Raw genomic sequence first — 25,902 nt, 5'->3', positions numbered from 1 at the left:
TTGTTTTACCGCTTGGCTGTCAGATAGGCAAACGGAATAATCATCTCTTCGAGCGATACACCCCCATGCTGGAAGGTATTTCGATAATGATTGACGTAATAGTTGTAGTTGTTCGGATACGCAAAGAAATAGTCCTCCAGGGTGAAAACATAGGCGGTTGAAACGTGCGGCTTGGGCAGAAATAATCGCTCGGGCTTACGGCCCACAAAGAGGTGGTTGTCATCAAAGCCAAGGTTCTTACCCTGTTTGTAGCGCAGGTTTGTGTTCGTTTCGCGATAGCCAACAATTTTGGCGGGTTTCTGAACCCGAATCATGCCGTGGTCGGTCGTTATAATAAGCCGCCCGCCTTTGGCCGCAATTTTCTGGATAAATTCCAGCAGGGGCGAATGCAGAAACCACGACCGCGTTATTGACCGATAGGCCGACTCATCGGGAGCTAGTTCCTTAATCATCGCCATGTCGGTACGGGCATGCGACAGCATATCGACGAAGTTGTAGACAACTACGTTCAACTGATTCTGCAACAGGTTATTGAAGTTATCGACCAGCGATTTCCCCTGATTGACATTCAGGATTTTATGGTACGACATTTTTACGTTCAGGCGACTTTGCTCAAGCTGCCGACGCAGAAATTCGTCTTCGTGGTTATTCAAACCCTCGTCTTCGCTATCGTCGTTAACCCACAGATCAGGGTGTTTACGCTCCATTTCGCTGGGCATCATTCCCGAAAAAATAGCATTTCGCGCAAATCCGGTCGTGGTTGGCAGAATGGAGTAGTACGACGACTCTTCTTCGACCGTAAAATAGTCGCTCAACAGCGGCTCAATCACCTTCCACTGGTCATAGCGCAGGTTATCGATCAGGATAAAAAATAAGGGGCCAGTGTTTCCGTTGCTGGCCTGATCCAGTAATGGAAATACTTTTTTCCGCATCAACTGGTGCGACATGACAGGACTTTCGGCCTTTGGATCATTGAGCCAGTCTTCATAATTATCGATCACAAACTTGCAGAAGGTAGAATTCGCTTCACTTTTCTGCATGTTCATCACCTCGCCCATGCTTCTATCCTGCGACTGATCAAGCTCAAGTTCCCAGTAAATCAGCTTCTTATAAACGTCGGCCCATTCCTCAAAATCCATGCGGTCATTATACTGCATCGATATATTCCGGAAATCCTGCTGATAGCCGATGTTGGTACGTTCGGTCACCAGTCGTTTGTTATCCAGGATTTTTTTGACCGATAGCAATATCTGGTTGGGATTGAGCGGCTTGATCAGGTAATCGGCAATTTTAGAACCGATCGCTTCCTCCATGATGTGCTCTTCTTCGCTCTTGGTGATCATGACAACGGGCAGATTCGGCCGCAGCTGTTTGATTTGCGAAAGCGTTTCGAGGCCGGTCATGCCGGGCATCATTTCATCTAAAAATACAACGTCGTAGTTGCTCTGCTCTACCTCTTCAAGTGCATCCGCCCCACTATTAACGGGTGTCACTTCATATCCTTTGTTTTTCAGAAAAAGAATATGTGGCTTGAGCAGATCAATCTCGTCGTCGGCCCAGAGTATCGAATAATTTTGCATGTAGTTCTGGCTTTTCAATTAGTAATAATATGTTGGATAAGCACCTGAAATACTTTCGGTTAGACGTAAAACGTTTTGTGATCGAAAGGTAGGAAACACGATCCAATCGGGTGAAAGTATGAATCAGAAGATTACCTTCTACTAAACATCAAACGCCCGTATGTGTTTAGGCGGTTCATAATTAAGGTTTTTTAACACAGCAAAGGAATTCGAAAAAGAGCTATAAATCAGACATAAACTGACTATCAAACCGTTCTTGATGAAACTTGGGCCGATTTTTACGTTAATTTTACAATCAACTCTATTTTAAACGCTCCAGCGGTTTTTGGTTAGTACTAACCCATGAAAAAATATACAGTCCTCATTGCCCTGCTGCTTTTGATGAGCCGTATTGCAAGCGCCCACATCGTGGCCGATTCAGTGGGTGTTGAGAAAAAAGACGGCAAGCGATTTATCCTACACCGAGTCAATCAGGGTCAGACACTCTACGCCATTGCCCGGCGGTATTCCAGTTCAGTCAGTGCCATCAAAGCGGCTAACCCAACCATGGGCGATGCCGTTCGATACGCTCAGATTGTTCGGATTCCGATACCCGAAGGCTCGTTAAGCAGGAAACAGGAAAAAACCATTGACAAGGCCATCCGGAAAGATGAGAAAGCCAAAGAGCGGCTGGCAAAAAATAATTCGGATGCTACGACAAAAGCAACAGCCCAGCAACAAAATAAGGAAGCCCGTAAGAGCAATGATCCAGCTAAAGCCGGTATACACATTGTAGAGCCCGGTCAGACCTTATACAGTCTGGCTGTACGATACGGTGTCGCTCAGTCTGATTTGCGCAAATGGAATAGCTTGCCCGGCAATAACGTTCTGATCGGTCAGGCATTGATTGTGAGCGAGAAAGCCTATCAGGCCCGTACGCCCTCGGCTCCCGTTGTTTCTGTACCGGTAAAGACGCCCAATCCTGCCCACCCCGATACGCCTACACGAACTTCGCCCAAACCGGATCGGCCAACCCCGAAAAAAAACGAAGAAACAGTAACGGCAAAGGCAGAAAATCCAACTCCAAGACCCGACAATGCTGGCTCGCCTAAAACCGAAAATCCATCCGCAGCAAAAACCGAGGAGGTCGTGGTCGAGATACCCCACCCCGGCAATGACGCGCCTATGCCGACCCGTGGCCGACGCATTGCCACCAGCGGAGTTGCTGAAATGATTGAAGGTGACGATTCCGGCAAATATTTAGCCCTCCACCGCAAAGCGCCCATTGGTACGCTCGTGCAGGTGCGAAACGAGTTCAATAATCAGAGTTTATGGGTAAAAGTGATTGGCCGCCTGCCCGACACGGGAGTCAATGACAAGATTCTGATAAAACTCTCGACACAGGCATTCGCGAAACTTTCCCCCGAAGACCGACGTTTCCGAGCTGAGGTCAGTTATATAGCCCCTTAAACATAGTAGTACGGTTTGTATGTTTTATAGTTTGTAGCTACAGCGAACAACTGAATACAAACCGTGAAGTCAGTATGGAAACGAAAGAAGAACGCATTGCCCGACGCATTCGGGAACGGGATAAGAAAATGAAAGCCTCACCAGGTTATGTAACATTCAGCATCATGTTTACGCTGGCTTATCCGTTCATTGCGGTATTCACGTTTGTTATGTCGACGCTATTGGCCGTTTTTTCGGGGATATCCCGGGCAATGGCCTGGGTCGTTAGTGGGGGGAAATCACATTGACACACACCGAGCTTTCCGATTTACTCAACCAGAAGGCCGATTGTAATAATCGGCCTTCGTTCATTGAACGCGATCCGATCAGTATTCCGCATCGCTTTTCCCGAAAACAGGACATCGAAATCATGGGGTTCTGGGCGGCTGTGCTGGCCTGGGGGCAGCGTCCTGTCATTTTGAAAAAGTCAGCCGAATTGCTGGATCTAATGGATGGAGCACCCTACGACTTCATCCGGCATCATGAGGAGAGCGACCTGAAACGGTTTCTGAACTTCAAGCACCGCACCTTTAACGCTACGGATGCGCTCTATTTCCTTCATTTTTTTCGCCAATATTACCAACAGAATGACTCGCTGGAAGATGCGTTTCTGCCGCTCGTACCAGCCAATGGCAATCCCGTTGCCCGATCAACGGTTGAGGCCAATCTTATCATTTTCCACGATCGTTTCTGTGGATTGGCCGATTTCTTTCCTGAGCGAACGCGCAAGCATATTGCCACACCCGCCCGAAATTCGTCGTGTAAACGACTGCTGATGTTTTTGCGCTGGATGGTTCGGCATGACGATCGTGGTGTTGATTTTGGTATCTGGACACGCCTTCGCCCGGATCAGCTGGTGATTCCGATCGACGTTCATGTTAATCGGGTAGCTCGTAAACTTGGCCTGCTCAGTCGCCCGCAAACCGACTGGAAAGCCGCGCTCGAACTTACTGACACACTCCGTCAATTCGACCCAGGCGATCCTGTACGCTATGACTTCGCTTTGTTTGGACTCGGCGTTGAAGGCGAAATGTAGTTTTCGGGGTATAACCTCTTGGAACTGGTTATTTTTTCCGAGCGTAATAATAAATAATCTGAGGTTCTCCGTCCAGTTCCTCGGTCGTTGTGTAATAGCCCGCCCCATTGCTTGCCCAACCGACCGCTTCACCCTGTAATTCAGTGGCTAATGGTAATCGTAGTGGAACACGTTTGAGCGCATCTATTATCGACTCACCTGGGCGACGTCTGTAATAAAATAGCTTCTCATAGGTGCGGATCAGGATTTCGCTACCATCGGGTGAGAGAGCCGCTGACGTTACATCCTTAAAAGGTATGGCCAGCACACGAGTCATTGTAGTGGTTTGGGTCAGCGATTGCGGGTACGCGGCCCGATAGACCAGCGATCGTTCACCTTTCGACAAAATAAACAGGTCTTTCGTGGCTGAATCAACCAAAATCGCTTCGGCATTTTGAGAACCATCGGGTAGTTGCAACCGAATGATTTCTGCATTTGTGATGTGCCCTTCGTAAGGAAGTCGTTGCCCCACAACGGTAGGTTCGGGGAAACGATAAATCACTTTCTCGGAATACTGGTGCTTATTATCGCCAATATCAGCCAGATACAAATACGTTTCGCCCGCTACAGGTCCGGCACCAATCGCAATATCTTCCCAGTCGCGGTTGGTTGTTCCATCAACGATGAAACTAGCTACCACCTTTCCGTTCTGGTTCAGCAATTGAATTTCATTGGGATTACCGGAGTCTTCTTCGGCCCATAGATACCCCGGATTTCGGCGGCTCGCTACCAAACCGGATGTTTCCAGCAAATCAGAATCGGTCAGAACACCAACCTGTTGTGGTTGCGCAAACAATGTGGTGTCATTCGCCAGATCATGAACACGATACTGAACCCACGACAACGAATCGTCCTTTGTTTCCGCTGTGGTTGTCTGACGGGTTTTCTGACAACTATTCAGTAGCTCCATGAGCCCTACTGTTACTAAAATAATAAACTTCATTCGCTATCCATGAACTTAGCTCCCCATCATGGCTACCAAAAACAGTACCACGAAATCTACTTATATCGGGAAAGTATACTTTTTTTCTTCAACATTACGTCAAGTTACCTGAAGCATACCTTTTACTAGAGGTCATCCAATGGCCCGAGTAAACCATAGTTCACGGTACAACGGCACGACTCTGAGCAAAAATCATGTCCAGAACTCGCCCATACCGGTTCTTTATGAGATTGTGAACTTCAGGATTAAATCATAAACCAACAATAACAGAGGTCACCCGACGGCTTTAGGAGGTTTTATTCTTTAAAATTCTGTTTTAAGCTTGCAAGAAAAATCAACCTGCAACCACCTAACGTTTAGTACTCAGCATCTCATATCTTTTATTCGCTTGCCTACCTCAATTATGTGTCGAATTTATAGCCTGCTCATCAGTTGTCTGCTTTTTCCGGTATCGCTTCTGATTGCTCAGAATAAGCCGAAAAAGGCTTTATTCATCATTGTCGACGGTATTCCGGCGGATGTCATTGAACGGGAGTCGACCCCAAATCTGGACAGTATCGCCAAACAGGGTGCTTACAAACGTGCTTACGTGGGTGGCATAAAGGGCACGTATTCGCAGACACCAACGATCTCGGCAGTGGGTTATAACAGCTTGCTGACAGGCACCTGGGTCAATAAACACAACGTTTGGGACAATAGTATCAAAGCGCCCAATTACCACTACCCCACTATTTTCCGGCTATTCAAAGAGCAATATCCTGCTAAGAAAATCGCTGTATTCTCTAGTTGGCTCGACAACCGCACCAAACTGGTTGGTGAAGGCCTTCCGCAAACAGGGAAACTCCAGTTGGATTATCATACCGACGGGTACGAACTCGATACGGTTCGATTTCCGCACGATCAGGAACGGGATTTCATGGCCCGAATCGATCATCAGGTCGTTTCAGATGCCGTAGAATCCCTCAAAACGCAGACTCCCGATTTGTCGTGGGTCTATCTTGAATATACCGACGACATGGGCCATCGCTACGGAGACAGCCCGCAGTTTGTGAATGCCGTTAAGCGAATGGATGGCGAAATTGGCCGGATCTGGGAAGCTATACGCGATCGCCAAAAAAATCACGGTGAGGAGTGGCAGATTTTCATTACCACCGATCATGGCAGAGACGAACAGACGGGCAAGAATCACGGCGGGCAATCGCCCCGGCAGCGCACTACCTGGTTGATCACGAACACACCAGCGCTCAATGCCTATGCAACGCATTTTCAACCCGCTGTGGTAGACATTATGCCCACGATAGCTCGTTTTTTGAACGTTTCGATCTCAACGGAGTTGAGCCGGGAAATTGACGGAATTCCACTGACGGGGCCATTATCACTTGCCGAACCAACAATACAACAAAGCCCAAATCAACTGGCCGTAAGCTGGAAAGCACTCGCCCAAACGGGAACCGTAAACGTGTGGCTTACGACAACCAATACCTTCGAAACCGGCGGTAAAGACGATTATAAGCTCATCGCCAAGATACCGCTCAAAAACGAACAGGTAGTCATCGACACGCGCAACACACCATCGTCGTTTTACAAAATTGTACTGGAAGGGCCATCGAATACGGTCAATCGATGGGTGGTTTCTGGCGAGAAGAAATAATCAAAAAAGCCCCAGTCTGGCTAGGCGTTGAACGCCAGACTGGGACCTGACTTACAGCAACGGATTTCGCTTTATGTATTTGCCATCCTCGAAACTGATCACGTACTCCGAGGTGAAGTGTTTGCTCTTGATATAGTAATCCGTTGTGATGATTTGCGCCCCTGATTTACAGGCAGCTTCAAACATTTGCTTATCGTTCTGGCGAGCCTGCTTCGTATCCGCGTCAGCACGTGTACGAACGAGGTATCCCTTTTTGACCAGATCCTGAATAGCGGCCAGCTCATTAATCGGATTGTTTCGAATCACAAAAGCAGCTTCGGGTGTACCGGGTTCCGAGTTAGTGAACAACACCCGGCCTTTCAGCGATGGATGTCCCTCAATGTAGGTTGCCCGTTTCGCTCCTGTTTCGTCCAGCACAAACATAAACTTGCCTTTGGCGGCCGCAACCGTTGGCCATTTGCCCGCCAATACCGCTTTTTCCAAGGTTTCGGCACTACCGCGAACATCATCCGGCGTAATCAGATATTGCTTTCCTAAGGTTTCTACTATTACTTTATCTAACTGGTCATACACCTCCGCCGTAAACTTCTCAGGCACCGTAAATCCAGGTCGATTAATCGGTTCATCCTTCGCATTCATGGTGATAAAGACCGGATAATGCCCTTTGTGTGCATCAGACCAGCTCTTTAACTCCTGCAAACAGTTTTTAAACGTCAGGCAGTTGCTGCGAAAATCTATTTCCTGAATGTGAAATACTTTAAAACCAGGCTCCTTCATCACACCCTGCGGATCGTAAGGCGTAGTTTGAGCGTCTTTCCCGGCCCAGTCGAGCCCTTTTGGATGCGCATATTTACCGCCGTTAATATCGGCATAAATATCGATCTCCAGGTTTTGAAGCCCCATCGAAAGCTGGTCTGACAAACCGATATGGCTGTAGTCGATTGATTTCACCATCGACGAATCGACCTGCTTTAATGTCCGCAACAAGGCGGGATCGATAGCCTGTTTATAGCTGTTGTGTGAGCCAATCACCTGAATTTTATTGATTGGCAAACGATCCAGATCAATAGAAATAAACGCGGGAAGAACTACCAGTAGACTGATAAAAGAGAGACGTTTCATAGAAATGTAAAGCGATTCATTTACCTCAGCAAGGTAGTGATGACAGGGTTAAGCAAACGTTAAATTTAGCGTGCTTAGCCTTGCCACAACTCCTGCCTATTATGGGTGAAAGGTTAAGCTAAGGAGTAGAATGCACTTTGGTGTGAGGTCAGGTTTTTTAAACCTGACTCCTGCGAGTTGATAAACCGTATCCGACATGAAGGACGAGGTTTCTCAAAACCTCTTCGTGTCATTTTCTTAAAACTGACACCACTTGGACTGCTTTTGCTGATAAATTCAAGAATCAATAAGAAACGAACTTTTGTAAATTTAGCCCTTTCTCCTACGCTAAAATAGCTTAGTATCAGCTGTGTAAGGAAGCCATTTATTTAGTATTAATCAGTCACTCTCGTATCGAAAAAGTATAAACTGGTTTTTCAGGAAAGAGTAGTAACTCTCCATTTTTTCGCTGCGCCATCAACGTAAACTTAATTATTATCTGATCCGCTGGTTGAGCTTGTTGAACAAAATCGGCAAATAATCGGCCACCGGTTACGTCTACTTGAGCTATTCGGCGGCCATTTCGTGCTAAGGTGACTTCTGCATTTTTAATTAACACTTCCGATTGGAAGTCATTGAAAAAATCATCCGATTTCGTATCCAGTAAAGCATTAAAACGGATTTCTTTACTACCAATCTTTACTCCTGTCTGTTGATTTGTCGGCTTGCCATCTGAAAGTAAAGTGACGCCAACTCGTGGCTTTAGACCCGACGGTAGCGATTGATCAGGGGACTGGGCTTTTAACTTTACTTGCAGGGCTCAATAAAGCAAAGAAAAAGACAGATCGCATAAGAAACATCAGGTTTAGGTTATGGCTAAAACGTCCGAAGTTTATAATTAGCGTATCCGTTTTAACGTGATCTTTATTCTTGTTACGCGATTGGCCATATAGTAAGGCACGATGATTTAGTGACCTTAAAACATAAATAGACTACAAAAAAGGCGATTTATTTAGAGCTCTGAATAATTCAGTCTTGGGGTCTCTATCAATTTTAGGACTTTCGCTTTGAGCCGTGCCACGGTTTGTTTGCGCAGCATCAGTAACCGTGGCACGGCTCAAAGCGAAAGTCCTAAAGTTATAATCTTGCATTTTATAAATAAAAAATAAAAACTGATTGGGGGATTTGATAGGGCTAACTTGTCTTACCTCTACCAAACCCTTCGACTTGATGCCAGCTGACGCATTTCCATTCCGGCGATCTACCGACCCGACACCTACCGGGCCAACGCCTTTGCTGCGGAGCGACCCCGAAGCCCCAACTCCCATGCCCGTCGATAGCGAACAGTTTATCCGAAATGCGTTCGCTACTGATCCAAGGCTTGGCTGCGAGTTGCTCTTTCGGCAGTATTTCGCGCCGTTGTGTAGTCATGCCGTACGGTTCGTATATGACCGGCAGTTGGCCGAAGATCTGGTTGCCGACTTGTTTTACGCGTTTTATACGAAAGAAATTTACCGGCAAATCACGGGTTCCTATCGGGCCTATCTGTATCAGGCCGTACGGAATAAAGCCTACAACAGCCTGCGTTGGGAACTGGGTCGGCAGGAAACTTTACCCGATGATCTCGACCGGCCCGATACCGAAACCACCCAACCCGACCGGCTTCTGCAACAGGACGAACTCTATCGGGCGCTGGAACAGGCGGTTCAGCAGCTGTCGCCCCAACGGCAGCGTGTATTTCTGTTAAGCCGCTTCGAGGGTAAATCCTACAAAGAAATTGCCGAAGAGATGGCCTTATCGCCCAAAACGGTTGAAAATCATCTTCTGCGCGCCATTTCAATGGTTCGGCAATCGCTCCGCCAGCAAAAGCTGATAAGCTGGGGATTCCTCTTCATTGCGGCCTGGTCATAACGCTCAACGCTTTACCCTCTCACCATGGAACCTCCCAAAGAATTGTTATTTACCTACTTCGCTGGTCAGGCAACGTCGGTTCAGCAGAAAGCCATCGGCGAATGGCTGAGCCGTCCCGAAAACCGGGAAATGTATTTCCAGTGGCTCGACGAATGGGAACGCACCTACCCACAATATGCCCCTGATGTGGCGACTCACCTCGGTCAATTCCGGCAACGACTCGATACGCCAAACGACGTTCAGCCACGGTTGTTACGAGTGCTCCCCGATGAAGTTCTCCCGTTCTGGCATCCTGGCCGATGGCTGGTTGCGGCTACGGTTGCGCTTACGCTATTTACCAGCGGCTGGCTGTTCCGGGAATCGCTCTTGTATTCGACTATTACGACCGGCCCACACCAGCTCCGCTCGCTAAATCTGCCCGATGGTTCAACTGTGGCCCTGAATAGCAACTCATCCATACAACTGCCACGCATTGGCTACGGCTGGCTCTCCCGGCGGGTAACACTGACGGGCGATGCGGTTTTCGATGTAAAACATCTTCCCACCAATCAACCTTTTGTTGTCCACACGCATGATGGATTGGCGGTAGAGGTACTTGGTACGGAGTTTTCGGTACGAAGCCGATCTACACGCGCGGAGGTCGTGCTAAAACGAGGAAGGGTCAATCTGCATTATGCAACGAATGACCAACCCGTACAGAATCTGCTCATGAAACCCGGCGACCGGGTTACACTCGACGGACACGGCGCTTTACAACTCCAGGCACGATCCGACACAAACCGGTTTGCTCAATGGCGTTACCGACTTTTCAGTTTCAACGATACGCCCCTGCGTGAGGTAGCTTACCAGATCCAGCGTGTCTTTGGTGTGAGTGTTCAACTCACCGATCCGGCACTGGCCCGACGAACACTAACCGGCACCATCCGGGCGGGTTCTTCCGACGAACTGGCTGAAGCTCTCGCCGAATTACTTGGCCTTCGGGTCAGTCATCGCGATCAACATTTAGTTTTTTCAACTGCTTCCGAAACCCAAATCACTCAATGAGAAAATCGATACCCCTCGCGCTGGTAACGGGTTGGCTGCTAAGCGTAGGCTATGGCCCAACCTTAGCCCAAACACTGGCCTTTGCCCGAACGACTCAGCTTACCAACAAAAATCAGGCAGGCAAAGAGACTAGCCTGATTATTGCCCACCAACCCCTGAAGCAGACGCTTCTACAGTTAAAAGAGCATTATGGTGTAGACATTCTGTTTGAAGAATCAGTCGTGGCACGCCACCTCAGTCCGCTTGAACCGCTCGACCTGACCGTTCGGCTGGAAGCGAATCTCAATCTTCTTCTGAAGCCTTATGGGCTGCGGTTTAAAAAAATGCGGTCGGGTGCGTATCTGATTCTGCCACCCAAAAACGCCGAAAAAACAGCGGCCAGCCAACCAGAACCAACCACGATGGCCGCAACTGCGCCGGTTCCATTAGTGGGTCTGGCGAATCTGCAAGGTGTTCAGTTGACCGAATCTACCCCAATGGATGTTCGGGTGAGTGGTCGGGTTACGGGCGAAATCGGCGAAGCGTTACCCGGAGTAAGCGTCGTTGTTAAAGGCTCGCCCAGAGGCACAACGACCGACTCACAGGGCCGCTATCAGATCAATGTTCCAAACGAAGGCGTTACGCTCGTATTTAGTTTCGTCGGTTACGTCAGCCAGGAACAGGTCGTCGGCAACCAATCTACACTCGATGTAAAGCTCCAACCCGACACCAAGTCGCTGAATGAGGTGGTCGTTGTCGGCTATGGTCAGGTCAAAAAGAGCGACCTGACGGGTTCTGTCGCCAGCGTACCCGTTGAAGAAATCCGTAAAGTAGCGGTAACCTCACTCGATCAGGCATTGCAGGGCCGGGCGGCTGGTGTACAGATTACCCAGAACTCCGGCGCTCCAGGCGGCACAACAAGCATACGCATCCGGGGTGGTAACTCGATTCAGGGTGATAACGAGCCGCTATACGTCATCGACGGTATTCCGTTTAAAAATGATGGAGCCAGTAGTGGCGGCAGTTTCAATGTATTGAGCACACTCAACCCTAGTGATATCGAGTCGATTTCGGTGTTAAAAGATGCCTCATCTACAGCTATTTACGGATCACGGGGATCGAATGGTGTGGTGATCATCACCACCAAACGGGGCAAAGCGGGTAAGTCGACCATCAATTTTGAAACGTATTACGGTATCCAGCAGGTCCGTCGGAAATACCCGGTCCTGAACGGTCGGGAATATGCCCAGTTTGTGAATGATGCCAATACTAACGAAGGCCGACCAGCAGTTTATTCGCAGGCGCAGGTCGATGCTTTTGGTCAGGGTACCGACTGGCAGGACGAGATTTTCCAGCAGGCACCAATGGCCAATTACCAACTCTCGTTTAGCGGTGGTGACGAAAAAACGCAGTACGCCATTGCGGGTGGTTACTTTAAACAGGGAGGTATTATTGTCAACTCCGATTTCGACCGGTATTCCTTCCGAACCAATCTGGACCGAAAGCTTACTAATAAAATAAAAATCGGTAATAGCCTGACGATCAACAGAACTGTTACGAATCAGGCCCGTTCCGATGGTGACTTAGGCAGTGCGGGTTTAGTGACCATTGCCGCGCTTCAATTCCCACCGATCCTGCCGGTGCGCAATGCCGATGGTACCTATTTGCTGACGGACCCGGCTTTGCCCTTTACCGCCGACAACCCCGTTGCGCTGGCCCGCGATAATAAGAACCGGACAACAGCCTATCGTATTTTTGGTAACGTCTTCGGCGACTATCAGATACTTGATGGACTGAACCTGCGCGTATCGCTGGGTATGGATGGAATTCTTCAGAAGCAGGATTCTTACCTCCCCCGCTCGGTGTCGAGTGGACTGGCGCAGGGCGGAGCCGCTTCGATTTTCAATAGCCAATCCGTGACCTGGCTGAATGAAAACCTGCTGACTTATACGCGCACCTTCAACAGTGTACATAATGTAACGGCCTTACTTGGCTACACACAACAGGCCAATCGTACCGAAAACAGTCAGGCTCAGGCCCGTAACTTCGTGAATGACAACTTAGGATCGAGCAATCTTGCGTCGGGTTCCGTACCGCTAACCCCTTCGTCGGGAATTGGCACCTGGGGTCTGCAATCCTATCTGGCCCGTATCAATTATGGTTATAAAGATAAGTACCTGCTAACAGCTTCGTTCCGAAGTGACGGTTCATCGCGCTTTGGGGCTAACAAACAGTATGGCTACTTTCCATCGGCAGCCCTCGCCTGGCGGGTATCGGAAGAAGGGTTTATGAAAAATAATCGGGTAGTCAATGACCTGAAACTGCGGGCTACCTACGGCTCTACCGGTAATCAGGATGGTGTTGGCAACTACCCTGCCTATTCGTTGCTGGCCACTCAGAATTACGTTTTTGGCAATACTGTTTCAACGGGTCTGGGGCCAAATCAGATTGCGAACCCTGATCTATCCTGGGAAACCACCACACAGGCCGATCTGGGCGTGGATGTTGGTTTCCTGAATAATCGAATCACGCTGACAGCCGATGTGTACCTGAAACGCACGAAAGACTTGCTGCTGAACGTAACGGTTCCCAGTACATCGGGCTTCTCGAGCGCCATCAAAAACCTCGGAAAAGTCGAAAACAAAGGGATCGAGCTTAGTATTTCATCGCGGAATATAGACGGTGCCTTCAAATGGAGTACTGACGTAAATTTTGCCCTTAATCGCAATAAAGTGCTTGATATTGGGGGGACACCACAAATTTTTGCGGGGAGTGTCGCCAACATCGGGCAAGGACTGAATTCAGGAATCATCCGGGTCGGTGAGCCATTAGGGTCATTTTTTGGCTACGTCACCAACGGGCTCTACCAAACGACCGACGAACTGACGGCACTGGCTGATCCGCAGGCCAGGAAACCCGGCGACCGTAAATACCTCGATCTGAATGGCGATAAAAAGATCGATGATAACGACCGTACGATAATTGGCCGGGCACAACCCAAGTTCATCGGTGGCATCAGCAATACGTTCTCGTATAAAGGCGTGGAGCTGACCGCTTTCTTCCAGGGCGTTTATGGAAATAACATTCTGAATGCGAACCGTTATGAGCTGGAATACCTGAACGCTACGACGAATCAGGATCGGGACGTACTGAATCGGTGGACGCCGACCAATACCAACACCGATATTCCACGGGCCTCAACAACCCGTCCGGCCAACCGCGTATCAACCCGCCAGATTGAAGATGGCTCGTACCTGCGCTTAAAGAACATTCAGTTAGCCTACAACTTACCCGCATCGGCCCTGAAAACCCTGAAAATTCAGTCGCTACGGGTCTATGCAACGGCGCAGAACTACCTGACCTGGACAAGTTATTCGGGCTACGATCCGGAAGTAAACCGCTTTGGTCAGGACAGTCGCAGCCAGGGCTTTGACTATGCCAGCTACCCCGCAGCGAAAACGATCCTGTTTGGACTTAATGTAGGATTCTAATTGAATGGATCATGAGCAATTGAGAATGGATATTCAATGACTTACCCATTATTCATTGTTCGTTAATTATGTCATAAGCCATGAAAAAACACATAGTCGTTACCCTTCTTCTACTCGGCGCGATGACGTCCTGCGAAGTGCTGGATCAAAAGCCCGAATCGAGTTTTACACCAGCGAATTTTTATAAAAACGCCGACGATGCCAAAGCAGCCGTCAGTGCGGTTTATGATCCGCTGAATAACGCCAATATGTATGGTCAGATCATGTGGATTTTGCAGGATCAGGCTACTGACGATGCGGAATGGGGTAATGGTCGGTCGACGGCCAACCAGCCCAAAAATGACCTCGATAAATACACGTTTACACCCGCAACGAACACGTTTCAGTCAATCTGGTCAACGGTGTATTCGGCGATCAACCGGGCCAACGCGGTAATTGCCCGCGTACCGGCTATCCCGATGGATAATGACCTGAAAGCCCGATACGTAGCTGAGGCAAAGTTCATGCGTGGCTTTTATTACTTTACGCTGGTTCGGTTATTTGGCGGGGTTCCTATTATCACTGCTGAAACAACATCGTTGAATAATTTAGCCGTTTCCAGGGCATCCGTAGATGATGTCTACAAACTGATTGTTCAGGATTTTACTGAGGCCGAAACCGTACTGCCAACGACCTATTCGACCGCCGATAAAGGCCGGGCTACCAAAGGAGCCGCCAAAGCATTTCTGGCGAAGGTGTATCTGACCCGCCAGGATTGGACAAACGCATCGACCAAGGCCAAGGAAGTACTCAATTTAGGTGTGTATGACTTATGGGCGAACTTTGCCGATGCCTTCCTGATCGCAAACAAAAACGGGAAAGAAGCGGTGTTTGAAATGCAGGCCCTAAGCGGAGGCTTCAACGAGGGAAGTTTGATGCAAGGCTACATGCGGCCAAATTTTGACCGTGTCAATGGCGTAGCCGGTTTTGGCGATGATCCGGCTACCGACAATTTGTACAAAGCCTATCGCGCCGACGACAAACGGCGAAACGTAACGCTAAAACTTTACTCACTAACAACGACTCCGGCGGCTCCGGCCAGCGTTTTGTTTCCCTGTTACGTCTATAAATACCTCGACCCAGCCTCAACGGGAACCAGCGATGGCGGGAACAATTATCCCATTATCCGTTATCCCGACGTACTGTTGATGTATGCTGAAGCCCTAAATGAACAGGGTGCGAACAATGCCGAAGCGTATACAACCATTAATCGTATTCGCAACCGGGCGGGGCTACCCAATCTGACGGCGAACCTGAATCAGGCTCAGTTTCGGGATAGCCTGCTGCTGGAACGTCGGCTGGAACTAGCCTTCGAAGGGCACCGCTGGTATGATCTGTCTCGCACGAAACGGCTAATCAGTGCCATGAAAGCCCAGAACCCAACCATTATAGTTGAAGAACGGCACTACCTATTCCCGATTCCACAAACCGAACGTGATGTCAATCCGCAGTTAACACAAAATCCGGGTTATTAATGTAGTCCTTTGGCTTCGAGCCGTGCCATGGTTTGTTTACGCACATTAGTAACCGTGGCACGGCTCCAGGCGGCCACTCTCAGCCATAGCCTGTAATTGAGTGTATCATTTTCAGCGGGTTAGTTTTCAGTAGCTAACGCCGGGCTACCCCGCCTGTTATGCACTGAAAACGAATCTCCTGAAAACTGAATCATGCAACGTCGAACGTTTATACAAAGCACACTGGCCATTGCTCCGTTTGCGCACCAGCTTTCATTTTCTGGTAATGAGAGTCCATTGGCAGATCAAAGCCCGGCCATTATCAACGCGGGAATTGGCGGCAACAATACGGTCGATTTGCTGGCCCGGATCGATAAGGATTGTCTGGCACAGCGGCCCAACCTGACCATTCTGATGATAGGTACCAACGACATGAACAGCAAAAAATACGTTCCGCTTCCCGATTATGAGCAGAACCTTCGAACGATCTGCTCAAAGTTGGTAGCTGTCCAAAGTCAGGTTATGCTCATGACGATTCTGCCCGCTTATGAGCCATACTTAATGACCCGGCACAATCCTAAATTTTACCAGCCAGAAGGGTACACCGCGCGCAGAATGAAGGTGAATGATACCATTCGAAAGGTGGCCACCGACAACAGATTCCCATTGCTGGACATGGGTCATATTTTTGAGAAAGTAGGCAATATTGGTCTGGAAGCCAGTAGTCTGATCAAAAATGAAGCCAACAGCCAGAAAACGGATGGGCTTCACCCGACTCCCGAAGGTTACCGTACGATGGCCGTTGCCATTTACACGTTTCTGACCCAAAGTCAGCTGATCAAAAACCGTATCGTCTGCTTTGGCGATAGCATCACCATTGGGGATGGAAACGGCCAGAATTACCCGTCCCACCTCCAGAAATTAGTAGCGTCTTAATCATTCCGTTCCGCATGAAAAAACTGCTTATTCTTTTCGCTTTCGTTCCATTTTTCAGTCCGCTTACGCTTGCCCAAACGGCACCCACAACGGTCGATATATGCATTTATGGTGGTTCATCCGCCGGTGTGATTGCCGCTTATACGGCCAAAAAGATGGGCAAATCGGTCATCCTGGTTGAACCCGGACGGCATCTTGGCGGACTGACCACGGGTGGACTGGGCTATACCGATATTGGCAATAAATACGCGATTTCGGGCATCGCCCGCGACTACTACCGCCAGATTGGGAAACACTACGGCAAATTTGAGCAATGGATTTTCGAACCCCATGTTGCAGAAGACCTCTTCAACCAGTATGTCAAACGCGCCGATGTCAACGTCCTGTATGCGTATCGGCTGGCATCGGTAAAAAAACTAAACGGGTCCATTCAAAGCATTACGGTTGAACCATCGACGGGTTCGGCTCCGTCTCGGGTGATCAATGCCAAAGTCTTTCTCGATTGTACGTATGAGGGTGATCTGATGGCTCAGGCTGGTGTCAACTACACTGTTGGTCGCGAAGACAACAAGGCTTACGGCGAAACCTACAACGGTTTTCAATTACTTGACAAACACCAGTTTGCGGATGGTGTCGACCCCTATAAAGTACCGGGCAAACCTGAAAGTGGTCTGCTCTGGGGCATCAGTACAGCTCAGATCGTTCCGACGGGAACAGGCAACAAACAGGTTCAGGCGTATAATTTCCGTATCTGCCTGACCGGCGATCCGGCCAACATGATTCCGATCACCCAACCAGAAGGGTACGACCCAACCCGGTATGAGCTTCTGCTGCGAGCTATCGAAAAGAATCCCAAACTAGCCTTTAATACCATTCTGAAACCCGACCGGATGCCCAATCAGAAAACGGATATTAACAACAACGGCCCGTTTTCTACCGACATGATCGGTGTAAATTACGACTTCCCAGAGGCCAGTTACGAACGTCGGGCGGCCATTCAGCGGGAGCACGAACTGTATAACAAGGGGCTGTTGTACTTCATCGGGCACGATCCGCGTATGCGTAAAGACATTCAGACGGAGATGCTCAAATTGGGCTATCCGAAAGATGAATACACCGATTCGGGCAACTGGTCGACCCAGATGTACGTGCGCGAAGCCCGGCGTATGATTGGCGACTACGTGATGACACAGGCTAACTGTCAGGGCCGGGAGGTTGTCAAAGATGGCGTTGGTATGGCCGCTTATACCATGGATTCGCACAATTGCCAACGGCTGGTTGTCGAGAAAAACGGCGTAAAAATGGTTAAGAATGAAGGGGATGTTCAGGTAGGGGGCTTTCCGCCCTACCCGATTTCATACCGATGCCTGATTCCAAAAGAAGCTGAATGCAAAAATCTATTAGTACCCGTTTGCCTCTCAGCTACCCATATTGCCTACGGGTCAATTCGGATGGAACCCGTCTTTATGGTGCTGGCTCAGTCATCGGCTGTGGCGGCCAGTATGGCCATCGACGGCAAAACATCGGTGCAGGCTATTGATGTAAAGAAGCTTCAGAATGAGCTCAAAACGAATCCATTAGCCGACGGCAGTACACCCGAAATTCTGGTCGACAATGATGATCCGGCACAGGTTACCCGTACGGGCGAATGGACACGAGACAACAATCCGAAGGGAGCTTATGGCCCTGGCTATTTTACAACGACAGGGACCAATCCGACTCCAAAAACGGTACGGTTCAATCCCGCCGTGACAAAAGCGGGTAACTATCAGGTCTATGTCTATTTCCCCAAACTAACCGGAGCCTCCAGCAAAACAAACCTGATCGTCTCGGATGGTAACCAGACAAAACCCATCACGATCCGCGAATCAGACATTCGGGTCGAAGGGCAAACATCGGGCGAATGGGTGTCGCTGGGATCTTTCGCGCTATCGCCGAATAAGAAAAGCTACGTTGAGGTTTCTACAAGTGATGCCGACGGTATTGTCGTGGCCGATGCGGTCCTGTTTGTACCAAACTGAGAAATTTTATTTAGGCCGCATGGAGGTCGTTTTTCTTATCTTATAGTCCTTTCGCTCAGAGCCGTAGAGCCGTGCCACGGTTAGTCTATCCATCATTAGTAACCGTGGCACGGCTCTACGGCTCTGAGCGAAAGGCTTATCTTATTCAGGAGTTTTGTGGCCTTTCTAACAAACCTGCACTACTTCCACATTCAGTAGTGCTCCAAGCTTCCTGAGCTTAGACGCAATGTGCCCTACTCCCACTGCACAATGGTGAGCCGGTCCATGACTGTTCCAGTCTTCAATGAACCGGCGGGCACCAATCGAAAACCGGTATCGACTGTTTGTATTGCCAATTTCCAGAATCGGCCCCGGCACCGATTCCGCTTCAGCGGTAAGCAACTGAATTTTACCATCAACCGTTTCGACAACCGACAGCAAGGTTACCGGCCCATGCTTAACCGACATTTCTACGGATAATCCGTTGCCAACTTTGCCATGATAGACATAGAGTGGTCGTACTTTGGTTTTCCCTTCGGCAATGGCAAGGTGACCGGGGCCATCATGGCCCATTAACACGACATCGTCGGCAAAATCCATGGCGTAATATTCGGTAAAGGAGCCACCAACCCCGAATGAATCCATAATTTTCATGGCCTGCACATTCTTGACCTCGTACTCTCCCGCAACGGGTATACCCCTGGCAGTCAGTAGCGAATTGCCCAGAATGACCGAACTCATTGTGTCTTCATTCCACGGATTACCTGTTCCTTTATAATAGTAAGCCAGCGAACCTAAATCAAGCTCCTGTGCTAACCGATCGAGCGCAATGGAAGTCCGGGCCGCCCGTTCCAGCTCAGGGACTGTACAATCGTCCTGTACGTCAAACGTTTCGAAAAAGAGAGTCACCCGCTCCCGAATTTCTTCATCTGTCACGTCTTTTCGTAGAGCCGATAACTGATCGACTTCAATCATTTCAATATGTCCGCCAAACACCGAACTGTGTAGGGTGAGATTCGAGTAAATGTCGAGCATGCCGCCATAGTAATTCCCCATCACGCCCAGTCGGTTATGAGCCATTACGTTGGCTACGCGAGCTGCTTCTACCCACTCATCGATCTCATTCCAGGCGAGCGGGTCGTTCCGAAGCATGCCCGTAATCTGATAGAACGGAATGTTGGATCGCTTAAAGACGCTGGCAATTTCAGGAACCGGGCAAGCCGAGCAATAGGCCAGCCACTCGCCTGTCATACGCGTGCGGTCGTGTAATGAGTTAAACCACTGATAGCCAATGGCCGGTTCGGGAGCCAGATTGAGTACAACAACCGGCACCTTTGCCCGGCGGACGACCGGCAACACAGTCGATGAAAGCGCATAGGTCGTGACGTACAGAAAAATCAGATCTACGTCGGCCTGCCGAAACTGATGCCCGGCGATCAATGCTTTTTCGGGCGTATCGATCATGCCCAGGTTGATTATCTCAACGGCAGGTCGGCGCATTTTTGCATCCAGTTCGTTGAGATAGCCTTCCAGACGGGCCTGCAACCCATCAAATTGCGCCCAGTAGGCTTCTAAACCAATGCCAAATAAACCGACTTTGAGCGCGTAAAAATTCTGGCGATTCGGTTTATCAAATCCGTCAAACCGGGAAGTGATTGCATTTTGTGGCATAGTATCTAAAAGCTAAACTCCAGGGGTAAACTCTTCATTTCCAGTCCAATTTTAATCAAAAGTAAACTTTCAGGCAGACGAAACGAATGGTTCTTCGGGCTATTCTTTTGCACTTTTTTATAGGGAGCCATACCGTAAATACGTCAATGCAGCTCCAAACCAGGTGTTGGCATTCTTACGGTAGGCCATACCATGCATCATCCTCAAACGCAGTACCTTGTGAATGGATATTAGTTTTACTATAATCAGGCCGTATCCAGTAAATAGCTGGTGGTTTCGCAAAACCAGCAACTGCAATACCGGAATTGCTGATTACAAACCTATAAGGTTTTTGAAACCTTATAGGTTTAATTACAATTTTATTAAATCGATTGTCCTTCTTGGTGTCAGATTGATCGGGTGCTGTTTTTTTTAATAAAGAAAAGAAACAAAATAGCCGCCTGAGTACTTACCTAAAGTACCGTCCTTATTTACCAAGATTGTATGTCATTTACGATTACGACCCAGCCATTTGGTCCGTTACCGCTGCCTTCGGATCGCAAACCACTAACCGAATACATCCTCCAATACGCAGGAACGGGTGAATTTGCTACCATTATCCCGGAGTTTGGCGGTATTCTCCGGCGTTTGGTACTTCGTCGGAGCAACCACCTCTTCGCGTTACTCAAAGCGCCCGAATCGCCCCAGGCCCTGCTTGCCGACGAGTCGTACGCAAGTGCTTTGCTCTTTCCCTTTCCGAGTCGAATCCGGCATGGCATTTACGCATTCGAGGGGGAAAAATATGCGCTGAAAATGAATGAAGCCAGTCGTGACAATGCCCTTCATGGCTTTGTTCACGGTCGGCAGTTTAGCGTTGTCAATCAGGAAACTACACCCAATCACGCCAGTCTTACGCTACGATATGATTATGCCGGAGATACAGTTGGTTATCCGTTTCCGTTTGCGCTGACAGTCACCTACGAACTAACCCGCGCCGATTGGTTAACGCTTGGCAGTAACCCCTCAGAAGACCGGTTATGTGCATTGCGCATCTCCTATTCCGCCCTCAACACGGGTACAACCCGGTGCCCGGTAGCATTTGGCTGGCACCCGTATTTCACCTTTACCAGCGAGTCAGTTGACGAGCTAACGCTAACATTGCCAGCGAGATCAGCCATTGTGTTGGATGGCGATATGATTCCCAATGGACGTCAGCCAGCGGATGCCTCAGAAACGGTAGCTCTTCGGGATCGCCAGTTCGATACACCCTTCATCATTGAACCAACGGGTATAACACCCGATGGAATCAGTTTTGCCGAAACTGTTCTGGATTCACCTCAGGCGGGGGTCAAACTGGTAATAGGTCAGGAAACGGGCGAGGGAAAGCTAAATTATCTGGTTTGCTACACCCCTACCCGACGTGATAGCATTGCCATTGAACCGCTGACGGCCAACGTTGATTCATTCAATAACGGTGAAGGCTTAGTCATTCTAAACCCCGGCGAAATTTTTAGCGGCTCGATGTGGGTTCGACTGGAGTAGCCTCAAATTGTCTGATACTAGCCATTGGCTGCCAGACGCTGGCAAACAGATCAGGCAACCATTTCTTGCTGGGCCAGGCTTTAGCCTTTCGCTTCGAGCCGTATAGCCGTGCCACGGTTTGTTTGTATATCATAAGTAACCGTGGCACGGCTATACGGCTCGAAGCGAAAGTCCTATCTGTTAAAGCGACCGAATTTTTACGTTGCGAAACCACACAGAGCTACCCCAATCCTGCAACCCTATTCGCCCCGTAAAGTTGCCTTTACCGATCGGAGCACTTTTCAGCTTGCTCGATGCTAACCGCTGTTTCCAGTCGGCACTGGTCAGGTCGTGCTCCTGAATACTAAAACCATTTAATGTAACGGTTAGCTTGTTGTTTTTAAGAACAAAATGAACCTGATTCCATTCGCCAACCGGTTTCAGTTCACGGACCCGCGCATTGGCCACACTGAAGAAGTCGCCAGCACGGTGTTTATTTTCATCCGCCCCTTCATAGATGGCATCGTCGAGCACCTGAAGCTCTAAACCTGTGTCAAAAATATTCTTGTATTGAGGGGCTTCCTGCACAAAGAAAAATATGCCGCTGTTCGTAAACCGCTCGACTTTCCAGTCTGCCTTAAACTCAAAATTGCCTTTAAAAACCTCATCCGTTGCTAAATCGCCCCCATCCGGTGCTTTATTACCAACCCGATTGGGTACATTTAACTTCAGCGCTCCCTGATCAATTTGCCAGGATGAACCGACGCCTTTGCCACCATACGTGTGCCAGCCAGCCGTATTTTTGCCATTGAAGAGGAGTTTCCAGCCTTCTTTTTTCTCCTGGGGCGATAAGGTGTTCAGGGATTGAGCGTGTGCTCCAGTAAAGGCAAAACTGGTAAGGCAAATAAAGCCGAAAATTGTACGAAGCATAGTTGAAGGAAGGGTTACTTTCTTTCAAAAAGCAGGAAAGACTCATTAACTCCTCATGTCTGCCGGTAAACGTTTTTAGCCTATTCTTTGCTGCAATTCCTCAAATGGAAGGATGGCCAGTGGGGTTATCTCAATGCTTGACTTCGGGAAACTAAGTTATGCTTACTGTTATCAGGAGTTTCTTTTCTCTTTGAGCCGTGGCAAGGCTCAAAGAGAAAAGAAACTCCTGCAATAGTCTGATTATTTGTTAGATCAAAAATCGTAATGTTGTATATGGCTTAACCACTTCACTAATGAAACGCATTGTTCACAAGCATCCGCTGGCTATTCGCTGGTTTCACTGGATCAACTTCCCCATTCTGTTTGTCATGATCTGGAGTGGCTTGCTGATCTATTGGGCCTATCATCCCTATAAAATTGAGGTTGGCGATTACACCCTTCTGACATTTTTCCCGAATGGATTCTTTAAATTCCTGAATATACCCCGTCGGCTGGCCGAGGGAATGGCCTGGCATTTTGTATTCATGTGGATCTTTCTGATCAATGGATTGCTCTATGTAGGCTATACATTTATTTCGGGCGAATGGCGTCACCTGGTGCCCGATCGGAACTCGTTTCGTGAAGCCATTCAGGTAACGCTTTATGACCTGGGATTGCGCAAAACCCAGCCGCCATTCATCAAGTATAACGGAGCCCAGAAAATTGCCTATTTCTCGATCATGCTCATGGGTGTCGGATCAGTACTGACTGGCTATGCCATCTATAAGCCAACCCAATTTTCGTGGTTAACCAGCCTGCTGGGTGGCTATAAAGCCGCCCGACTCGAACATTTCGCTCTGACGATTGGCTATGTGCTCTTCTTTTTTGTTCATATCGGACAGGTAATCCGTGCCGGATGGCATAATTTCCAGTCTATGGTAACGGGCGTTGAAGTTGTTAAGGCAAATTTGCCCGAACAGCCCATAGCCACTGAACCCGACGATGACCAGCCCGTTGGCCCGCTCGAACCCACTTTATCGCCAATCGATACCCCAACCCGACCCGCCCTATCATGAGCTCATCAACGAAATCCAGTAAAGGTGAACCGAAACTTCCGGAAGAAGAGGTTCCTGAATCAGCCGTTCGTCGGCGCATGTTGAAATCATTTGGCTGGTTTGCTGTGGCTTCTGTCGTTCCTATTGGCATCTATAACTGGATAAAACGCAGCCCCAAAGCAATGGGAACGTTAAAACCACTGCGGGATGTATTGAATACGAATGAAGTAATTGCCCGAACGTACTTCAGTAACACGCACCTGGTCCGCACCTATCCGGTTGAAGAAGCGGCTCCCAAAGCGCGGACAAATGGCTATGACGGCCTCAAATCACCCGTTCCCGAAGATTGGAAACTCACCATCGAAACGCCGGGCAAGCAGCCGTTGCAGTTGACGATCGACGATATAAAAGCACTACCAAAGCAGGAAATCGTTTATGAGTTCAAGTGCATCGAAGGGTGGAGCCAGATACAGCACTGGAGCGGTGTTCGGTTGTCCGATTTTATGGCGCACTACAAATTGGGAACCCATAGCGGTAATGCCCCAAATCCCGACGCTACCAATGACCTGTTTAAGTATATGGGTTTGGAAACACCCGATAAAGGCTATTACGTTGGTATCGATATGGAAAGCGCGCTCCATCCACAAACGCTACTGGCTTACGAGCTAAACGGCCAGCCTATTACGGCTCCACACGGAGCTCCGCTTCGGCTCATTATTCCCGTAAAATATGGGGTCAAAAATCTCAAACGCATTGGTCGGCTGTTTTTTGCCGATGAACGCCCCCGCGACTTTTGGGCTGAACGAGGATACGATTATTATGTTGGTTTGTAATTGTAGGGAGCCGTGCCACGGTTACATGATACGCGAACAAACCGTGGCACGGCTCCCTACAATTACAAACCAATCGTTGAGGTGTATGGTTGGCAACTAAAAAATCGTTTTAGTCGTAGCACGGTTTTGCATCAGCCAACTTTGCACAACCAGCTGCCTATCAGCACACTACCGACTGTAAACGGTAGCATCGCCTTTGGCTAGTGAGTCGAAAAAGCAAAACTACGCATCAACATGAACCATCTACTTCTATCGCTGTTTGTCCTGACCGCCACATCCTATGGGTCGATCAACCCACTCCCGGAAAAACCGACCAGGCCAGCGCCTAAACCAGTTGTGGTACTGGAGTTGTTTACATCACAGGGATGTTCGAGCTGCCCACCCGCCGACAAAGCCTTACAGGAACTGACACAACAGGCGGCCCGGTCGGGGCAGGCGGTTTATGGGCTCTCGTTCCACGTTGATTACTGGAATCGGCTGGGCTGGCAGGACCCATTCAGCACAAAACAATTTACGGATCGCCAGCGGCAGTATGATCGGGCTCTGCAAACGCAAACCTACACGCCCCAGCTTGTCATCAACGGCAAGCAGAACGTGATTGGCGGACAGCGGGGACGTATTCAACAAGCTATTCAGGCTATTCAACAGCAACCAGCCTCAGCTTTCGTGGATATCGATGGAAGTCTGACGCATAATGCAGGGCGCATAAAAGTAAAGTACGAGTTGTCGGCTGTGGGCCCTTATCGGGTCAATGTTGCCTTAATACAGAAGGAAGCTCATACTGCTGTTTCAAATGGCGAAAACGGCGGCCGGACATTGATTAATACGAACATTGTCCGGGAGTTTAAAACCGTTGACAAGCCCGGCACATCCGGCGACGTGGTTCTTTCGCTACCCAACAGTCTGAAAGCCGAACAAACGGCCGTCCTCCTGTACGTTCAGAGAACGGATAATCAGCAGATTGTCGGGGCAAAGCAGCTGTAAGATCGTGGTATAATTGCCTTTCAATACGATTGATTTTTCTTCGTCTCAAAGGATAAAGAACCAATCGTCATTTATTACTCGTGTCACAACCCGGTCAGCCGAACACCTTATTGTGCCAAAGTCCCCCACTATTTCTTGAATACTACCGGTTGTTAACTGGTCATAGCACTCGGCTCGGGTGTCACCTACTTTTGTTTCGCCGGGTTCATTCCTGACACAACAAAACCCAATTAGTAAACACATTATCAGTACCGAGCT

At 48.9% G+C, this 25,902-nt stretch carries 19 protein-coding genes; 14 read left to right on the top strand and 5 right to left on the bottom strand.

The window, feature by feature from the left end; translation table 11 throughout:
* Positions 1-5: 5 nt before the first annotated feature.
* Entirely contained in the window at positions 6-1,580 is a 1,575-nt protein-coding gene (gene porX, locus GJR95_RS20450; protein ID WP_162387623.1) for a T9SS response regulator signal transducer PorX, read from the bottom strand.
* A gap of 342 nt (positions 1,581-1,922) precedes the next feature.
* Here porX and GJR95_RS20445 point away from each other — a divergent pair, with 342 nt between their 5' ends.
* The 3 genes from GJR95_RS20445 to GJR95_RS20435 all read left to right on the top strand — a co-directional run bounded on the left by GJR95_RS20445 (position 1,923) and on the right by GJR95_RS20435 (position 4,104).
* Complete coding sequence (locus GJR95_RS20445) at positions 1,923-3,029, top strand: LysM peptidoglycan-binding domain-containing protein (RefSeq protein WP_162387622.1); 1,107 nt, start codon at positions 1,923-1,925, stop codon at positions 3,027-3,029.
* A gap of 74 nt (positions 3,030-3,103) precedes the next feature.
* Complete coding sequence (locus GJR95_RS20440) at positions 3,104-3,316, top strand: hypothetical protein (RefSeq protein ID WP_162387621.1); 213 nt, start codon at positions 3,104-3,106, stop codon at positions 3,314-3,316.
* Entirely contained in the window at positions 3,313-4,104 is a 792-nt protein-coding gene (locus GJR95_RS20435; RefSeq protein WP_394369997.1) for a TIGR02757 family protein, read from the top strand. The genes GJR95_RS20440 and GJR95_RS20435 overlap by 4 nt, the downstream gene beginning before the upstream one ends.
* A gap of 28 nt (positions 4,105-4,132) precedes the next feature.
* Here GJR95_RS20435 and GJR95_RS20430 read toward each other — a convergent pair whose 3' ends face one another.
* The gene (locus GJR95_RS20430; RefSeq protein ID WP_162387620.1) at positions 4,133-5,053 is read right to left on the bottom strand and encodes a hypothetical protein; all 921 of its coding nucleotides are present in this window, start codon (positions 5,051-5,053) and stop codon (positions 4,133-4,135) included.
* 436 nt (positions 5,054-5,489) lie between these two features.
* On the opposite strand from GJR95_RS20430, the gene GJR95_RS20425 reads away from it, so the two are divergent.
* Complete coding sequence (locus GJR95_RS20425) at positions 5,490-6,737, top strand: alkaline phosphatase family protein (protein WP_162387619.1); 1,248 nt, start codon at positions 5,490-5,492, stop codon at positions 6,735-6,737.
* Between the two features lie 51 nt (positions 6,738-6,788).
* Here GJR95_RS20425 and GJR95_RS20420 read toward each other — a convergent pair whose 3' ends face one another.
* On the bottom strand, positions 6,789-7,859 hold the full coding sequence (locus tag GJR95_RS20420; protein ID WP_162387618.1) for a phosphatidylinositol-specific phospholipase C1-like protein: 1,071 nt from the start codon (positions 7,857-7,859) through the stop codon (positions 6,789-6,791).
* 1,209 nt (positions 7,860-9,068) lie between these two features.
* On the opposite strand from GJR95_RS20420, the gene GJR95_RS20415 reads away from it, so the two are divergent.
* From GJR95_RS20415 to GJR95_RS20390, 6 genes are all read left to right on the top strand, one after another.
* A complete protein-coding gene (locus GJR95_RS20415) occupies positions 9,069-9,749 on the top strand; it encodes an RNA polymerase sigma-70 factor (protein ID WP_232541256.1) in 681 nt (226 codons plus the stop codon).
* Positions 9,750-9,773: 24 nt separating this feature from the next.
* A complete protein-coding gene (locus GJR95_RS20410) occupies positions 9,774-10,793 on the top strand; it encodes a FecR family protein (RefSeq protein WP_162387617.1) in 1,020 nt (339 codons plus the stop codon).
* Positions 10,790-14,263, top strand: coding sequence for a SusC/RagA family TonB-linked outer membrane protein (locus GJR95_RS20405; RefSeq protein WP_162387616.1), 3,474 nt, complete (start codon positions 10,790-10,792; stop codon positions 14,261-14,263). Before GJR95_RS20410 ends, GJR95_RS20405 begins: the two co-directional genes overlap by 4 nt.
* Before the next feature lie 80 nt (positions 14,264-14,343).
* On the top strand, positions 14,344-15,777 hold the full coding sequence (locus tag GJR95_RS20400; RefSeq protein ID WP_162387615.1) for a RagB/SusD family nutrient uptake outer membrane protein: 1,434 nt from the start codon (positions 14,344-14,346) through the stop codon (positions 15,775-15,777).
* A 192-nt stretch (positions 15,778-15,969) separates the two neighbouring features.
* Positions 15,970-16,692, top strand: a complete 723-nt coding sequence (locus GJR95_RS20395; protein ID WP_162387614.1) for an SGNH/GDSL hydrolase family protein — start codon at positions 15,970-15,972, stop codon at positions 16,690-16,692.
* 14 nt (positions 16,693-16,706) lie between these two features.
* On the top strand, positions 16,707-18,713 hold the full coding sequence (locus GJR95_RS20390; RefSeq protein ID WP_162387613.1) for an FAD-dependent oxidoreductase: 2,007 nt from the start codon (positions 16,707-16,709) through the stop codon (positions 18,711-18,713).
* Positions 18,714-18,878: 165 nt separating this feature from the next.
* On the opposite strand, the gene GJR95_RS20385 is transcribed toward GJR95_RS20390, so the two are convergent.
* The gene (locus tag GJR95_RS20385) at positions 18,879-20,363 is read right to left on the bottom strand and encodes an arabinose isomerase (protein WP_162387612.1); all 1,485 of its coding nucleotides are present in this window, start codon (positions 20,361-20,363) and stop codon (positions 18,879-18,881) included.
* A 483-nt stretch (positions 20,364-20,846) separates the two neighbouring features.
* Between GJR95_RS20385 and GJR95_RS20380 the strand changes: the two genes are divergently transcribed.
* On the top strand, positions 20,847-21,884 hold the full coding sequence (locus GJR95_RS20380) for an aldose 1-epimerase (protein ID WP_162387611.1): 1,038 nt from the start codon (positions 20,847-20,849) through the stop codon (positions 21,882-21,884).
* A gap of 180 nt (positions 21,885-22,064) precedes the next feature.
* Here the strand turns inward: GJR95_RS20380 and GJR95_RS20375 are convergent, their stop codons facing one another.
* A complete protein-coding gene (locus tag GJR95_RS20375) occupies positions 22,065-22,793 on the bottom strand; it encodes a 3-keto-disaccharide hydrolase (RefSeq protein ID WP_162387610.1) in 729 nt (242 codons plus the stop codon).
* A 293-nt stretch (positions 22,794-23,086) separates the two neighbouring features.
* On the opposite strand from GJR95_RS20375, the gene GJR95_RS20370 reads away from it, so the two are divergent.
* The 3 genes from GJR95_RS20370 to GJR95_RS20360 all read left to right on the top strand — a co-directional run bounded on the left by GJR95_RS20370 (position 23,087) and on the right by GJR95_RS20360 (position 25,644).
* A complete protein-coding gene (locus tag GJR95_RS20370; protein WP_162387609.1) occupies positions 23,087-23,848 on the top strand; it encodes a cytochrome b/b6 domain-containing protein in 762 nt (253 codons plus the stop codon).
* Positions 23,845-24,660, top strand: a complete 816-nt coding sequence (locus GJR95_RS20365) for a molybdopterin-dependent oxidoreductase (RefSeq protein WP_162387608.1) — start codon at positions 23,845-23,847, stop codon at positions 24,658-24,660. Before GJR95_RS20370 ends, GJR95_RS20365 begins: the two co-directional genes overlap by 4 nt.
* 234 nt (positions 24,661-24,894) lie before the next feature.
* Positions 24,895-25,644: a DUF1223 domain-containing protein gene (locus GJR95_RS20360; RefSeq protein WP_162387607.1), complete on the top strand. Its 750-nt coding sequence runs from the start codon at positions 24,895-24,897 to the stop codon at positions 25,642-25,644.
* The last annotated feature ends 258 nt before the right edge of the window (positions 25,645-25,902 follow it).

Origin of the sequence: Spirosoma endbachense (genome assembly GCF_010233585.1) — a bacterium.
Lineage (GTDB): Bacteria > Bacteroidota > Bacteroidia > Cytophagales > Spirosomataceae > Spirosoma > Spirosoma endbachense.
This window is presented reverse-complemented; position numbering and strand designations above follow the sequence as displayed.